This is a genomic window from Streptomyces sp. NPDC001514 (genome assembly GCF_053597075.1).
The window spans coordinates 213,315-227,155 of sequence record NZ_JBSFHO010000006.1 but is presented as its reverse complement, the minus strand read 5'-3'; the positions used below and the strand labels follow the sequence as shown (position 1 = coordinate 227,155).

12 protein-coding genes and 5 pseudogenes are annotated in these 13,841 nt (G+C 69.4%); 10 read left to right on the top strand and 7 right to left on the bottom strand.

Going from position 1 to position 13,841, the window contains the following annotated elements; all coding sequences use genetic code 11:
- Window positions 1-111 precede the first annotated feature (111 nt).
- Complete coding sequence (locus tag ACWCXB_RS09965) at window positions 112-357, top strand: hypothetical protein (RefSeq protein ID WP_450720943.1); 246 nt, start codon at window positions 112-114, stop codon at window positions 355-357.
- A gap of 441 nt (window positions 358-798) precedes the next feature.
- Here ACWCXB_RS09965 and ACWCXB_RS09960 read toward each other — a convergent pair whose 3' ends face one another.
- Window positions 799-1,392: a GNAT family N-acetyltransferase gene (locus ACWCXB_RS09960; RefSeq protein ID WP_450720941.1), complete on the bottom strand. Its 594-nt coding sequence runs from the start codon at window positions 1,390-1,392 to the stop codon at window positions 799-801.
- 616 nt (window positions 1,393-2,008) lie between these two features.
- Here ACWCXB_RS09960 and ACWCXB_RS09955 point away from each other — a divergent pair.
- The 4 genes and pseudogenes from ACWCXB_RS09955 to ACWCXB_RS09940 all read left to right on the top strand — a co-directional run bounded on the left by ACWCXB_RS09955 (window position 2,009) and on the right by ACWCXB_RS09940 (window position 5,032).
- Complete coding sequence (locus ACWCXB_RS09955; RefSeq protein WP_450720939.1) at window positions 2,009-2,266, top strand: hypothetical protein; 258 nt, start codon at window positions 2,009-2,011, stop codon at window positions 2,264-2,266.
- 46 nt (window positions 2,267-2,312) lie between these two features.
- Window positions 2,313-2,882, top strand: a complete 570-nt coding sequence (locus ACWCXB_RS09950; protein WP_365435250.1) for a GNAT family N-acetyltransferase — start codon at window positions 2,313-2,315, stop codon at window positions 2,880-2,882.
- Between the two features lie 124 nt (window positions 2,883-3,006).
- A pseudogene (locus tag ACWCXB_RS09945) lies at window positions 3,007-4,246 on the top strand (IS1182 family transposase); the annotation flags it as partial.
- Window positions 4,247-4,558: 312 nt separating this feature from the next.
- A complete protein-coding gene (locus ACWCXB_RS09940; protein WP_450720937.1) occupies window positions 4,559-5,032 on the top strand; it encodes a VOC family protein in 474 nt (157 codons plus the stop codon).
- A gap of 707 nt (window positions 5,033-5,739) precedes the next feature.
- Here the strand turns inward: ACWCXB_RS09940 and ACWCXB_RS09935 are convergent.
- Together ACWCXB_RS09935 and ACWCXB_RS09930 are read right to left on the bottom strand one after the other, a co-directional pair.
- Window positions 5,740-6,675 carry a DUF5996 family protein gene (locus ACWCXB_RS09935; RefSeq protein ID WP_450720957.1) on the bottom strand — a complete coding sequence of 312 codons (936 nt, stop codon included), beginning with the start codon at window positions 6,673-6,675 and terminating at the stop codon, window positions 5,740-5,742.
- A gap of 55 nt (window positions 6,676-6,730) precedes the next feature.
- A pseudogene (locus tag ACWCXB_RS09930) lies at window positions 6,731-6,978 on the bottom strand (amino acid transporter); the annotation flags it as partial.
- Here ACWCXB_RS09930 and ACWCXB_RS09925 point away from each other — a divergent pair.
- Window positions 6,974-7,363: pseudogene (locus ACWCXB_RS09925) on the top strand (transposase); the annotation flags it as partial. The pseudogenes ACWCXB_RS09930 and ACWCXB_RS09925 overlap by 5 nt on opposite strands.
- Before the next feature lie 17 nt (window positions 7,364-7,380).
- Here ACWCXB_RS09925 and ACWCXB_RS09920 read toward each other — a convergent pair.
- Window positions 7,381-7,794 (bottom strand): hypothetical protein, encoded by a 414-nt coding sequence (locus ACWCXB_RS09920; protein ID WP_450720935.1) that lies wholly within the window; start codon window positions 7,792-7,794, stop codon window positions 7,381-7,383.
- A gap of 488 nt (window positions 7,795-8,282) precedes the next feature.
- On the opposite strand from ACWCXB_RS09920, the pseudogene ACWCXB_RS09915 reads away from it, so the two are divergent.
- Window positions 8,283-8,396: pseudogene (locus ACWCXB_RS09915) on the top strand (VOC family protein); the annotation flags it as partial.
- A gap of 109 nt (window positions 8,397-8,505) precedes the next feature.
- On the opposite strand, the pseudogene ACWCXB_RS09910 reads toward ACWCXB_RS09915, so the two are convergent.
- Window positions 8,506-9,137: pseudogene (locus ACWCXB_RS09910) on the bottom strand (IS630 family transposase); the annotation flags it as partial.
- A gap of 586 nt (window positions 9,138-9,723) precedes the next feature.
- Between ACWCXB_RS09910 and ACWCXB_RS09905 the strand changes: the two are divergent.
- From ACWCXB_RS09905 to ACWCXB_RS09895, 3 genes are all read left to right on the top strand, one after another.
- Window positions 9,724-10,182 carry a transglycosylase SLT domain-containing protein gene (locus ACWCXB_RS09905; protein ID WP_450720933.1) on the top strand — a complete coding sequence of 153 codons (459 nt, stop codon included), beginning with the start codon at window positions 9,724-9,726 and terminating at the stop codon, window positions 10,180-10,182.
- 104 nt (window positions 10,183-10,286) lie between these two features.
- Window positions 10,287-10,832, top strand: a complete 546-nt coding sequence (locus tag ACWCXB_RS09900; protein WP_450720931.1) for a hypothetical protein — start codon at window positions 10,287-10,289, stop codon at window positions 10,830-10,832.
- A gap of 153 nt (window positions 10,833-10,985) precedes the next feature.
- Window positions 10,986-11,423: a DUF5959 family protein gene (locus tag ACWCXB_RS09895; RefSeq protein ID WP_450720929.1), complete on the top strand. Its 438-nt coding sequence runs from the start codon at window positions 10,986-10,988 to the stop codon at window positions 11,421-11,423.
- A gap of 179 nt (window positions 11,424-11,602) precedes the next feature.
- On the opposite strand, the gene ACWCXB_RS09890 is transcribed toward ACWCXB_RS09895, so the two are convergent.
- Together ACWCXB_RS09890 and ACWCXB_RS09885 are read right to left on the bottom strand one after the other, a co-directional pair.
- On the bottom strand, window positions 11,603-13,180 hold the full coding sequence (locus tag ACWCXB_RS09890) for a glycerol-3-phosphate dehydrogenase/oxidase (protein WP_450720927.1): 1,578 nt from the start codon (window positions 13,178-13,180) through the stop codon (window positions 11,603-11,605).
- Complete coding sequence (locus ACWCXB_RS09885) at window positions 13,177-13,776, bottom strand: TetR/AcrR family transcriptional regulator (RefSeq protein WP_450720925.1); 600 nt, start codon at window positions 13,774-13,776, stop codon at window positions 13,177-13,179. The genes ACWCXB_RS09890 and ACWCXB_RS09885 overlap by 4 nt, the downstream gene beginning before the upstream one ends.
- Between the last annotated feature and the right edge of the window lie 65 nt (window positions 13,777-13,841).

Sequence of the window (13,841 nt, the reverse complement as noted above, 5' to 3'; positions counted from 1 at the left end):
CGGCCCGCTGAACGGGGAACCCACCCGAAGCCCCAGCCGGTACCCACCGGCCGGCAGACGGGAATCCTCGCCCTTTAGGGCGGGGAGGATGTCAACCACTCCCCCGCCACCGTGACCGAGCACCTGGCCGAGTACGGCCACGCAACCCTCGCTGGGGGCGAGTCCGGCATCGTCTTCGGCAACGACGGAGGCGGCCGTCTCATCGCCCTCGCGAGCGACGGCCGGGTCCACAAGTCCAGGACCGCGTCATGGACCGATGAGTTCTATGCCGTAGCCGTCGATCTGGGCGACTTCCTCGAACAGCTCCGGCATGCCGTGGAGCGGTTCGCCGCCACAGGCCACCCTGGCTCTCTCTGAGAATCGCCATGCGGCCGGCACGACACCGCCTCCTGCCCGGCGACTCACGCAACTGCAGTCAGAGCGTTGGGTGCGATCCCCACCGCCCCCACACCACCCGCGCCCGCGCCGGAAAACAGGCGGCGGGTCGGCTGATTCGACCTCATGGCTCGGAGCGCGACCGGCCGCACGGACCGCCCCGCCAGCGTCCCTCGGAACGGTCGGGCAAAAGGCCGGCGCTCCGATCGATCTCGCTCAACTCATCGAGGGGTTGCCGGCTCACGGACGGGATCAGCAGTTCGGGTCTCAGGTCCACGGCCCGCATCATGTGCACCGGCACCGACGCGCTGGAGCAAATCCCACTGTGACTGCGGCCAGTGGGAATTCCCCATGAACGACCGGTCAGCGGGTGACAGACCGCAGTGAAAGGCGACGCGGAAGGTGGCGTCCGGGGTTGAGGACTCAGAGCCGGGCGCTGAGGCGCGCCTTGGCTTCGGGCCATTCCTCGGCCAGGATGGAGAAATACACGGTGTCCCGCCACGTGCCGTCCGGGCGCCGGAAGTGACGTCGCAGCACGCCTTCGCGGTGCGCGCCGAGGCGGGCGATGGCCGCCTGCGAGCGGTGGTTCAGGTGGTCCGTCTTCAACTGCACGCGCCCCATGCCCAGTTCTTCGAAGGCGTGGGTGAGCAGGAGCAGCTTCGACTCGGTGTTGACCGCGGTGCGCCAGTACGCGCGCCCGTACCAGGTCCAGCCGATTTCCAGCCGTTCGTTGGCGGCGTCGATGTCCATGAACGTGGTCCAGCCGACGGCCTGGCCGCTCGCGCGGTGGATGACCGCGAAGGGAACATGTTCACCGCGCTCGGAGGCTTCCAGCAGCGCCCTGAGTGTGGCTCCGAGCTCGTCCCGCGTCTGCGGTGTCGGCCCGCCCTGCCAGCGCCAGACCTCGTCGTCCCGGCCGCCCGCGGTGAAGAGCTCGCCGAGATGGTCCATGGTCAACGGATCGAGACGTACGTGGTGGCCCGTGAGCGTTACGGGCAGCGGTGTCTTGGCGGGCATGGGACGTAACCGTAGCCACGCATTGGACTAGATGCAATCCGTTGTTGCACTAGAGCAAACGCCTCGAGATCGATCGGCGGAAGGGCCGTCGCGGGAGCCGACCCGTCCGACGCCCGCACGCAAGCGCCGCCGAGGAGCCGAGCTGGAGGCGGCGCTGCGGGCAGCGGCCGGGGACGATGCCGTCTGCTACTTACAGCTGACATACGAGGCCGTCGCCGCACGCGCCGGCACCAGCCGCGCAGTGCTGTACGCCAGAACTCACCCGACTACGTCGCGTCCTGCACGCCGGAGCCGGGCACGTCCGACGGTCTCTTCGTACTCGTCCTCCGCACCTCCGCCGACGACGCCCCCATGAATGCCGTGGGTGACGAACTACGGCTCGAACCGTTCGGCCGCCGCGACGACCGGGATGCCGACCGGGACGACGTGACCCGCTTCGCCGACCACGCCGTGCCCCTGCCCCTGGGCGACGGGGCGCTCGGCCACTACAGCGACTACTCCGTCACGGTCCGGACCGGCTGTACGAGCTCCGCGCTCCGATGTCCGCGAGCACCTCCTGCGCCTGGTACGGCAGACACCTCCACGACGCCGAGCGTTCGGCCGGTTGCCCGACCGCATGCTAGAGGCACCCACGGGAGCCAGGAGCGCGACGGAGACCTGCCTGCTGGCACTCAGCCCGTCGGGCGTGCGCGAGATCGCCACGGACCTGACGGGATCCCAGCGGGAGTACGCGGACGATGCGCTCACGCACTCGCCCTGGTGGATGAGGACGGCCTCCTTCTTCGGCGCCGAGGCCGATTCGGTCGGCTTCGAGGACGTCGACCACTACGAGCGGGCGCTGCTGTTGAAAGGCGTGGCTGCCCGTCAGTCGTGATGCGACAATCCGCATCTTGATCCAAATCCGCGTCCCGGAGGTCCGCATGGACATCGCCTCGCTGCTGCCGATGACCACGCCCCGGTTGTCGCTGCGTCTGTTCACTCCCGGCGACGCCGACGACCTGTACGCCTACCAGAGCCTGCCGAGCGTGGCGCGCTACTTGTACCGGCCGGCGCACACGCGGGAGCGCAGCGAGCAGGTTGCGGCCGAGCGCGCGGCGCACTCGGTTTGGTGCGCCGACGGGGACAAGCTGGCGCTTGCTGTGTGCCGACGCGATGAGCCCGGCGTCCTTGGCGAGGTGACGCTCACCCTGGCCAATGCCCGCGCCGCCCAGGCCGAGATCGGCTGGACTCTCGACCCACGTCACCAGGGGCACGGCTATGCGACCGAGGCGGCCGTGGCGCTGGCCGGGTTTGCCTTCGACAGGCTGGGCGTGCACCGGCTCTACGCACGGCTGGATGTGGAGAACACCGGGTCTGTGCGGGTCTGTGAGCGCCTCGGGATGCGTCGGGAGGCGCACCTGGTCGAGAACGACCTCGACGGGGATCGCTGGGGCAGCGAGTACATCTACGCGGCGCTGGCCGCGGACATTGGCGGTCAATCAGGCAGTTGAGCCCGACGCCACCTCCTGTTCGTGATCTTCCGTATGGAAGAATCCTGGTATGTCTGGTGGGGATGGCCTGTTCGAGGTGGATACGGCGGCGGTGGTGGAGCCGCAGACCGCGCCGACGGTGCCGGTGAAGAAGACGTTCCGTGTGTTCGTCCCCGATCAGATGATGTTGCTGCCGCGTCGCTGGATGAGTGGTTGCCGCAGGACCATCTGGCCCGGTTCGTCGCCGAGTTGGTCGACGAGGTCCTGGACCTGGCCCCGATCCTGGCGGCCTACACCGAGAAGCGCGGGTTCCCGCCGTATGACCCGCGTCTGATGGTCCGGCTGCTGATCTACGGCTACACAACCGGGGTGCGCTCGTCGCGGGCGATCGAGCGCAGGTGCGTGGACGATGTGGCGTTCCGCTACCTGGCCGCCGGGGCCGGCCCGGATTACCGGTCGATATCCAGGTTCCGGGCCCGGCACCTGGACGCCCTGGCCGGGATCTTCACCCAGTCGCTGCACCTGGCGCAGAGGCTGGGCATGGTGAAGTTGGGCAGGGTGGCGTTGGACGGCACGAAGCTTGAGGCCAATGCCTCAAAGCACAAGGCGATGAGCTACGCCCGCTTGGTCGACAAGGAGCAGCACGTCGAGGCGGAGATTGCAGAACTCGAAGCGGCTGCGGCCGCGCTGCTGGCCGACGCGGCCGCCGTCGACGCCGCCGAGGATGAGAAGTTCGCCGCGGTGGCAAGGACACCGATCTGCCCGGCGAGCTGGACCGGCGGGAGAAGCGCCTGGCGAAGATGCAGGCCGCTCGCGCGCAGATCGAGGCCGAGGCCGCCGAGCGGGCTCGGCGCCACGCCGAGGACAAGGAACGCCGACGCCAGGGGCGGTCCGGTGCCGGCGACAATCCCGACGCCGTGCAGGCCGCCGGAGACAAGGCCGCCGAGGTTGCGCGGCCGATGGACAAGGCGCAGGCCAACTTCACCGACCCGGACTCCCGGATCATGAAGAACAGCGACGGGGCCTACATCCAGGCCTACAACGCCCAGGCCGTCGTGGACGGCGCGCACCAGATCATCACCGCCGCCGATGTGACGACGAACCCCTCGGACGTGCTGAACTACACCATGATGCTCGACCAGTCCGCCGCGAACACCGGTATCCATCCCAAGCAGGCGCTGGTCGACGCAGGGTACTGCTCCGAGGCGAACCTCGCGGCCGCGGCCGACCGCAAGGAAGAACACGGCACCGACACGTTCATGGCCACCGGTCGTCTGACCCACGACGAGCAGGTCAGCGCCGCACCGCGCGGACGCATCCCACCTCCGCAAGATCTTCCGGCACGCCGGAAACGCCGGGCTGGCCGCCGCCCGAGCCTGACGGCCCGGCCGGAGCCCCCTGAACAACGGCCCACCGAGCCCACCACTGCGGCACCAGGCCCGAACAAACGGCCGCGACCGGCCATCAGCCGATCCACAACCGCTCGTCGGCTGGGCCATTACCGACCCACGCTCCTAGCCTCGGGCTTTCACGCGGCTCGGTGTCCAGTAGTGATCACGTCAGCAGAAAGTCCCTCTGACCAGCGATAATGAGGATTGTCGAGGTCCTTGTTCCCGTACCAGCCGGAGGCACTTCCCAGGTGAAGTGGCGCACCGGCTGAGAATGCCGCACGGCCATGCGCGCCATACGCTCGACATATGTCCGACGTCACGTCTGCCGGCGCCACAGCCGATGACCTTCCTGCACCGGCCGAGGGCCTGGTGCTCACGCACTTCCTCACGGTCAGCGATGTCCCTCGCTCGCGGGCGTTCTACGCCGACGTACTGGGTGGAAGGGTGGTGCTGGACGAGAACCCCTGCATCGTCAAGGTCGCCAACAGCTGGATCATCATGAATCCAGGCGGCGGGCCCACCGACGACAAACCCGATGTCGTCCTGCGCACACCGGAGGACCCCAACACCGTCTCCAGCTTCCTGAACGTACGGGTGGCGGACATCCACGACTTCTACGCCACGTCGAGCGCCAAAGGGGCCGAGTTCCTCACCCCGCCCATCGACCGCCGCGCCGAGCTGCGCTGCTATATGCGCGATCCGGACGGCTACCTCATCGAGGTGGGCCAGGCCACGGGGCTGCTCAAAGGCATCCTGGCGCGGACCGGCACCGAAACGTGACGACGGCGCCTCATCAGGGAGGCGTCCCACATGCCACACGACCAGACCCCAGGCCTCGATCCGACCGCCACTCCCAGCGGAGCAGGCTGCGTGGAGTGCATGGCGGGCGACGGACCGGGGTGGTGGTTCCACCTGCGGGTGGCTCTGTTCACGAGAACGACGGACAGCAGATGGGCAGCACGTCCGTAGATGCAGGGCGCAAGATCAGATGTCAGATGCCTCTGCGACCATGCTTCCGCGCCGACTCCCGCTCGATCAGCATCCCGTGTAGGCCACACTCGCCGCCCTCAGCGGCTGCGCCTGAAAAGCGGACCTGCCGGATCGGTGGCCGGCGGCGAGGATGAGAAGCGGGGCAGGTGTTGCTGAGCGGGTACTCGCAAGCCACACACCGGCGTCTCATGTTCCGTGCGTGACGATGAGACCGAGGCCGACTACGAGCTGCGTAAGCAGCGCCGGGTCCTGAGTTGGGGGTCCACGACCACAACGTGACGCGCGAGGCGGGACGCCCCTTCCTGACCAGCTTCGAACCGGGAGAGAGCTGGTTCTGGAATATCGCGACCGACCAGTACTACGACCGGCCGGAGCTGGCCCTGCCGACCGCGCACCCGGCCTCGCAGCCCACTCCGGCCCCGGGGACAAGGTCCCTGGGGACTGGGAGCGGCAGCTCCACTGACCGCGCTCGATCGTTGGACTCTCCGGTCCGGGAGTCAGATCTGCCGGACTGGGTCCGTGATGCCTCCGGGGCACGCGAGCTCCGCGATGTTCCATCCGGCGCGTCCGGCCCCGGCCCGGTAGGCGCTTTCGTAAAAGGCGAGGACGGCGGCACGGGGATCGGCCTCGACGCGGGCCGCGTCGTAGCGCAGCACGGCCAGGTGGCTGTCGCCGCGCGCGACCCACCGCGCGGACGCGGGGCTGAGCGGCTCCCCGGCCAGGCCGGCGGGCTCGGGGGCGGTGTAGGAGTAGAAGGCGGGCTCGGTGAAGGTGTCGTCGCCGAACCAGAAGCCGAAGCTGATCACTTCACAGGAGTACGCCTCACGGGTAACGGGGTCGGCCTGCCGGGGCTGGTCGATCCGTCGCCCGGAGAACCGGCTGTGGGCGATGTCGAAGGTGTGCCAGAAGTGGTGCACCGGGCTGTTCTTTCCCGAGTAGCCCGCCGCGAACTCCTCCAGCACGGAGGCCACCTGGCTCAGGACCCGCCAGTAGCGGTTGGCGGCCACGGGATCGTAGGTCGCGTGCTCGGTGTCCTCGGCGAACGGCCGGCTGGCGTCGGGGAGGTCGAAGGGCCTGGGAATGGCGATGTCCACCCGGACCCCCAGCGCGGTCAGAGCGGCCAGGGTCGCGTCGTGGAAGGACGCGACGGACTGGCCCGGAAGCGGGAAGGACCGCTCGTCGCCCTCCAGCGTCGAGACGATGAGCCGGTGGTCGACGAAGTCGAAGTCGATCGTGAAGATCGGATTCCCGTCGACCTGACCCATCGGACGCGTGCTGATGCCGCGCCCCGTGACATGGAACGGGACGTTCCACCAGTGGTTGCGCCGGGCGCTCGCCGCCAGGCGGATCTTGCCGACGATCTGTGCGAAGCGGTGCAGTGTCTCTTTGGTGTCCCGCCACTCCGTCAGCGGCATCGGTGGGAACAGCTCCATCACGCTCCCATGATGACCCCGCGGGCGGCGTCCGGCACCCGCCGGAGGGAGCGGTTCAGTCCTCGGCCACCAGAGCCGGCGTGGACGCGTGCAGCACCTCGCCCCGGAAGAGGGCCGGGCTGCGGCACTGCATGACCAGCATCAGCACGAGGCCGGGCCCACGGCGATGACGAAGACCGAGCCGACGCCCGCGACCGAGCTGCCGCTGCCGTAGGGCGGGTCCCACATGTCCTTCAGGGCCTGGAGGAACACGGCACTCAGCATCAGCCCGCCGATGCCCGGGAGCACGCCCTTGAACGCCATCCGCGAGTACCGAGGGCGCAAGGGCGAGCCGAAGGGCTTCGGCTGGCGGGACCTCCGCGACCTCTTGGTGCGTGCCCGCATCCAGCTCGGCGGACCGATCGTGCTGGTCTGGGACAACGTCCGCCTCCACCTGACCGCCGGGATGCGGGAGTTCATCGCCGCGAATGCCGCCTGGCTCACCGTGTTCCAACTCCCCACCTACGCGCCGGACCTGAACCCGCAGGAGGGCATCTGGTCGCTGGTCAAACGCGACATCGGCAACCTCGCCGCAGCCGACCTGGGCCAGATCACCAGGGCCGTGAAGCGCAGGCTCAAGCAGATCCAGTACCGCCCGGATTTCGTCGACAGCTGCCTTGCGGGCACCGGCCTCATCACGGACGACTGACCGGTGCTGCAGATTCGTCAGTCGCCGTAGTACCGGTCGTAGACGGCGGAGCGCTCCTCCACTGAGAAGCCCTCGAATTCACCGTCTGCCTCGAGCTCGCGCAGTCGATCCAGTGCCGCCGTCGCAGAAGGTGCACGGTTGGCCGAGAGGTGGGCCTTCGTCGCGTCGAGCCCGTGCCCAAGCAGGAATTCGATGTCGATCGAGCACGCTGCGTCGAAGCTGGCTTGCTTCGCACTCCAGATCAGGAGCACGTCGTCGAGGTCGCCGCTGTTGAACAGCTGGAAGCAGCAGAGCCTCATCAGCTCAGTGTCGCCCGCGCCCTGGACGCGTCGCTCACGCGCCGTGTGCTGTCTGAGGAGTGCACGGATCTCGTCGAGGTCCGCGCCGACGGGGCGAAGCCCGTAGCGGCGCCAGCATTCCTTGACATCCATCGCTGGTCTCCTTGATCGTCCGGCCCGGCCCGTGGCCTATCGGCCCCACCCATCGCCGTTCGGTCGGACGACGGCCCCTCTGCCGGTCACAGTATGCACACCGAGGGCCAGCCCATGTGGGTCGGCGGTCACCGGCGCAGGTGACCGATGGCCCACGCCACCCGACATCACCCAATCAAGTCGAGTAGTACTCCAGCCGTAGATCGTGATCTTCATGCCTGATGTGACTCAACGCTTCTGTGGCGGATGAGCGCTCGAGTTGGCGAGCTGTGCCTTCCGATTGGCAGGGCAGGGCGTGCAGGTGCCCTGCAGGCAGGACTTGTAAGGCCACATCGATGCTTGACCTCAACCGAACTTGAGCTTTTAGGTTCCTTCCAGAGCCGCAGGAACCGACCAGCGGTGCCTTTGCAAGGAGGTTCGCCGTGACCGAGCGCACAGCCCACATCGAGATCCCCGACCGCTACCGCTATGCAGTGATCCCGCACATCATGGTCGACGACGCCGCCGCGGCGACCGATTTCTACCAGCGGGCGTTCGGCGCCCGTGAGGACTTCAGGATCGACGCTCCGGGCGGCGGGATTCTGCACGCCGAAATCACCATCGGACGGTCGGCCCTGATGCTGGGCGACGCCGGCGTGGACGAGGCGGAGGCCGCCTCCTTCGCCGCGCCGACCTCGCTCGGCGGAGGTACGTCCGTCACGCTGCATGTCTACCCGCCATCGACACCCGTCCGGAGCCCCGGCCGCGAACCCGGACGACCGGGGTTCGGCCGATCCGTCCCCAGGTTCGAGAGCGCGGCGGCGTCATCGACTGGCCGGCCTCATCCTCGAAGACGATCCAGCCGTTACACGCCGCCGCACAGCTCTTACCCGTGGCCAGACCTCCTTCTTCCACAACTCAACCGCCGCATCGTCGCGCTCGATCGCCCGGCGGGTGGGCTGCTGCCACGACCAGCCGTGCCGCTTCAGCAGCCGCCACGTGCCTTCCACCGTGTACGAAACGTGGAACAGTCGACCGATCAGCGTCTTGACTCGCGCCAGCGTCCACCGCTGATCGGCCCAGCCGTGGACGAGTGGTCCACGCTCCAACTCCCGCTCCAGTCTCGCAATCTGAACCGAGCTGAGCCTGGGACGTCCGGGCGATCCCTTCGACAGGATCCCGGCCTCGCCTCGCTCGCGCCAAGCCCGGCGCCACCGCTCCACCGACCGCTCGCTCACCCGCAGCGCGGCAGCGATCTCCCGGTTCTTCTCCCCGCCCTCGAAGCGTTCCACGGCCTGCAGCCGGATCCGCTCCCGCGCGGCCCTCTCGGCGTCGGTCAGCCCGCCGCCCTGCGCGTACCTCACAGCCCCACAGCTACCGCAGCCGACAGGCCGGCGTCAGGCAAACATCCCCGACATCACCGAATCAAGTTCAGTAGTTGTGTCCGGCCTCGCACCGGGCATCCGATGCGCGCACGCCATGGGCACGGAGGGTGCCGCACGAAAAGCGCAGCCGGCCAATCCTGGCCTCCAATACAACCCGCCGGACCACCCTGGGCAGTTCACCGGGTGCGTGACGGAAATGCTCGCGAAGGACCCGCAGTTGGCGCGCACGGCAAGACGGTGCAGGGCCGCACGACGAGCGGAGGGCCGGTGCGCTGCCGCCAGCGACCCAGGCCGGCGCCCTGAGGGGGCCGCGGGACGTGCAGGGAGGGTGCGCCGGGGAGTGCCTGGGGGCCCGGGGCCCGGGGCGGCTGTTCCCGGTGCCGGAAATGAGGCCGCGCGGCACCGGCCAATCAAAATGTCCCCTTGTGGCGGCAATCACAGAATTGGGTCTTGCCTGCACCACATGAGCCTCGGATCCTAAGGGAGCGGAATATTCCCGTTTCCCCCGATGAACCGCAATTACTCCGGGATCATCATCCGCAGAATCATGTGAAAGGGCGGCGTCGTGCGGCTTTCCATTCTCCCCAGGCAAACAGCTTCCAAGGTCGTCCGGCGGATCGCCGGCGGCGCTGCCACGGCTGCCGTACTGCTCGGTGCGACCAGTGCCCTGGCCCCCACCCCGGCGGCTGCAGCTCCCGCGAGCAGCACGCGTGTTGACGGATGGATCAAGCATGCGCTGCTGGTGATGGAGGCAAAGGGAATTCCCGGGAGTTACGAGGGGATCCGCCGTAATCTGATGCGCGAGTCGAGCGGCGATCCGTATGCCATCAATCTCTGGGACTCCAACGCAAAAGCGGGTATTCCCTCAAAAGGCCTCATGCAGGTCATTGACCCCACATTTCGGACATACCACGTCGATGGCACACCTTGGGACATTTACAACCCAATCTCGAACATCACCGCCGCGTGCAACTACGCCGCCCACCGCTACGGGTCCATCGACAACGTGAACGGCCCCTACTGACCGGACCCGCCACCGCCAGGCAGGTCGCCCAGGACGCCCAGCGGCCGTCGCGGGGGGCCGATATCGGATCGCGTGAGGGGAACGCGAGCTGACACCCTGCCCCCATGGATCGTCCCGAAGTGTTGCTCATCGGAGGGCGTGCCGGCGTCGGCAAGACGACTGTGGCATGGGAGGTCTCGGCGCGGCTGCGCGCCGCGGCGGTCGCGCACGCGATCGTCGAGGGGGACTTCCTGGGTCAGGTGCATCCTGCGCCGGCGGGGGATCCTCTCCGCTCGGAGATCACCGGGAGCAACCTGACAGCTGTCTGGGCGAACTTCGCCCGGCTCGGCTACTGCCGCCTGATCTACACGAACACCGTGAGCGTGCTGCCCGAGGCGGCGGGCATGTTCGAGCGCGCCATGGGGGCGGACGTCCGGATCGTACGGGTGCTGCTCACGGCCTCCGATGCCACCGCCCGCCGACTGCTGGCGGGCCGGGAGCTCGGCTCGGAGCTCGACCAGGAGGTACGGGGCAGCACCCGCAGTGCCCGGCTCCTGGACGAGCGGGCGCCCACGGACACGGTGCGGATCGCGACCGACGGGCACACTGTCGTGGAGCTTGCACGTGCGGTGGTGGCCGCCACCGGTTGGGGTGCGGAACACGCCGCCTGAAGATCGTGATCTTGCTCGTGCGGAGCTGCTCGGGGACGGCGCCGTTGCCGGTCGGTCCGGTGGACCCGGGTGCACATCCGTGCCTCAGGACAGAGGGGGTCAGCGCTCTCGGCTAGGGTCCCGGACACGTGTACCCGGGGAGTGGGAGCAGCGATGACGTCTCAGTGGCCGATCGACCTGATCAGGCTCGAGGGCGAAGGCAGCAGCGTGATCGTGAGGATCACAGGGATGCAGCCCGCCCATGGCCCCGACGGGGCGGACGCGCTGGTCGGCGAGATCCTCGTCGACACTGCTTTCGTGAGCGGGAGCATCGCAACGTGGATCTTCTCCGAGGACCTGGCAGCTTGGCAGCGGGCCCTCGACGCGCTCGACGGCGGGGAGGACATCGCGTGGCGTGAGGGCGAGCGCGCGACCGAGCTGTTCGTCGCGCTCGATCCGGACGGGGAGCGCACCGAGGTCACGGTCACTGATCGCTCCATGTCGCTCACGTCCGTGACGGTGACTGTCACTCTGGCCGACGCCTGGTTCGACGACGCGTACGACCGACTGGACCGGGCGATGCAGACCTGGCCGCTCGACGGCGCCGTCTGAGAGTCTGCAGGCCGACCGACGTCTGTTCGACATCGCTGCGGTGCGCGCCCCGGTAGCCGCGGCGCACCCGCCACTGGTGGGCTCGCCGCGGCGACTCCTGTCAGCTCCGGGACACCGACGAAACGCGACCGCATCCCACCCGCCCTCGACGCTGCGTCACCCACCCTGTCGCCGCGGCCTCATGCCGCTCCGTCGGCGTCGGCGAGGGCTTCGCGGGCCGCCGCTTCGGCCGTCCGGCGGTCGTGCGGGACCAGGCCGATGCGGGTGCGGCGGTCGAGGAGGTCGGATTCGTCGAGGGCTCCCTCGTGGCGTACGGACCAGAGGAGTTCGGCTCCGGTGACGGGATGGCCGGGGACGATCGGGCGGGACAGGGCCGGGGCGCCCTGGGCGAGGGCGTGGACGGCCGGGGCTTCGGTGCCGTAGCGGGCGATCAGGCGTCGCGGCGCGTCCAGGGTGGCGAGTGTGGCGGGGTCGGCGGCACCGACGAGGGGGAGGGTGGCGGTGCGGCACGCTCCTGCGGCCAGGGCGCGGGCGGTGACGGCGGCGTCGACGGCGTCCTGGGCCATGCGGCGGTAGGTGGTGAGTTTGCCGCCGACGACGGTGACGACGCCGTCGGGGGAGGTCAGCACCGCGTGCTTGCGGGAGATGTCGGCGGTGCGGCCGGGGTCCCCCGTGCCGGAGGTGTCGAGGAGGGGGCGCAGACCGGCGAAGGCTCCGATCACGTCGTCGCGGCCGATGGTGATGTCGAGGGCGGAGCCGAGGACGTCGAGGAGGAAACCGATGTCGCTCTCGGGCACCTCCGGTACGTCCGGGACGTCGCCGTCGACCGGTTCGTCGGTCAGGCCCACGTACACCCGGCCGTCGCCCTGCGGCAGGACCAGGACGAACCGGTTGGACTCCCCCGGGATCGGGATGTGCAGGCCGGCCGAGAGTGCGCCGAGGTCCTCCGAGCGCAGTACCAGGTGCGTGCCGCGCGAGGGGCGCAGCCGGACGTCGTCGACGAGGCCGCCCGCCCAGACGCCGGCCGCGTTGATGACGCTGCGGGCCCGGATGACGAACTCCTCGCCGGTGAGTTCGTCGCGCACCCTGGCGCCGGATCCGCTCAGGGCAAGGGCCCGGACGCGGGTGAGGATGTGCGCGCCCTGCGCGGCGCCGGTGCGGGCGATGGCGGTGACCAGGCGGGCGTCGTCGGTGAGTTGGCCGTCGAAGGAGAGCAGCCCGCCGCGCAGTCCGGTCTGCCGGAGCGCGGGCGCGAGGTGCCTGGTTTCCACCGTGGACAGGGTGCGGGGTGCCGGCAGGGTGGCGCGCGAAGTGCGGGCCGAGACGCGCAGCAGGTCGCCCGCCCGGAAGCCCGCCCAGGCCAGTGCGGCCTGGGCACGGGAGACCAGGGGCGTCAGCGGCAGGACGAACGGCTGGGCGCGCACCAGATGGGGGGCGGTGCGCTGCATGAGGATGCCGCGTTCGACGGCGCTTTCGTGGGCGACGTCCAGCTGGCCGGTGGCGAGGTAGCGCAGTCCGCCGTGGATGAGTTTGGAGCTCCAGCGGGAGGTGCCGAAGGCGAGGTCGTGGGCGTCGATCGCGGCCACGGACAGGCCGCGTGACGCGGCGTCGAGGGCGGCTCCGGCGCCGGTCGCGCCGAGGCCGACGACGAGGACGTCGACCTGTGTGCCGTCGGCGAGCCGGGTGATGTCCCGGGTGCGGCGTGCGGCGTTCAGCGAAGAGGAAGAGGTGGGCTCGGGGCTGCTCGGGCGGCTCATGGCGTGAGGGTCCTCTCCAGAAGGGTCCGCAGCTCTTCGAGGAAGGCGGCGTCGGTGAGCTCGGGGTCGGCCTCTTCGGTCATCGTGCGCAGCGAGAGCGTGAACGACTGCACGACGAGGAGCAGGGAGCGGGCCTGGAGGTCGAGGTGGGCGACTCGGACGGAGCCGTCGGCGTGGCCCTCGGTCAGGGCGCCGGTGATGAGTCCGAGGAGTGCGTCCTGGCTGGCGCCTCGGCGGTCGAGTACGTACGGCAGGAGCAGTTCGGGGTCGACGTCGAGGATCTTGTGGAAGAGCGGGTGGGAGCGGAAGGCGGCGACTCCGGCGACCAGTCCTTCGACGAGGCGGGTCCGGGTGGGGGCGGCCGGGTCGGGGGCGGGCATGGCGCCGACGGCGAGCGCGACCCATTCCCTGGTCATGAGGTCGCCGACCAGGGTCCGTACGTCCGGCCAGCGGCGGTAGAGCGTCATCCGGGACACACCGGCGCGCCGGGCCACGTCGGTGAGGGTGGTCCGGCGTACGCCGACGGCGAGGACGCAGTCGCGTGCCGCGTCGAGGACGGCATCTGTGTCCGAGTGGTTGTGACGAATGGGCGTCATCTGTCACAGTGTAATGCCAGTGCAGGCCGCCCGGCACGGCGCCCCGCGAAAACCGACGGTGAAGG

Bases quoted from the DNA above. Each gene is read 5' to 3' on its own strand.
- ACWCXB_RS09960 (WP_450720941.1), bottom strand. From the start codon at position 1,392: ATGCCCGCCAAGACACCGCTGCCCGTAACGCTCACGGGCCACCACGTA.
- ACWCXB_RS09955 (WP_450720939.1), top strand. From the start codon at position 2,009: ATGCTAGAGGCACCCACGGGAGCCAGGAGCGCGACGGAGACCTGCCTG.
- ACWCXB_RS09950 (WP_365435250.1), top strand. From the start codon at position 2,313: ATGGACATCGCCTCGCTGCTGCCGATGACCACGCCCCGGTTGTCGCTG.
- ACWCXB_RS09940 (WP_450720937.1), top strand. From the start codon at position 4,559: ATGTCCGACGTCACGTCTGCCGGCGCCACAGCCGATGACCTTCCTGCA.
- ACWCXB_RS09935 (WP_450720957.1), bottom strand. From the start codon at position 6,675: ATGGAGCTGTTCCCACCGATGCCGCTGACGGAGTGGCGGGACACCAAA.
- ACWCXB_RS09920 (WP_450720935.1), bottom strand. From the start codon at position 7,794: ATGGATGTCAAGGAATGCTGGCGCCGCTACGGGCTTCGCCCCGTCGGC.
- ACWCXB_RS09900 (WP_450720931.1), top strand. From the start codon at position 10,287: ATGGATCGTCCCGAAGTGTTGCTCATCGGAGGGCGTGCCGGCGTCGGC.
- ACWCXB_RS09895 (WP_450720929.1), top strand. From the start codon at position 10,986: ATGACGTCTCAGTGGCCGATCGACCTGATCAGGCTCGAGGGCGAAGGC.
- ACWCXB_RS09890 (WP_450720927.1), bottom strand. From the start codon at position 13,180: ATGAGCCGCCCGAGCAGCCCCGAGCCCACCTCTTCCTCTTCGCTGAAC.
- ACWCXB_RS09885 (WP_450720925.1), bottom strand. From the start codon at position 13,776: ATGACGCCCATTCGTCACAACCACTCGGACACAGATGCCGTCCTCGAC.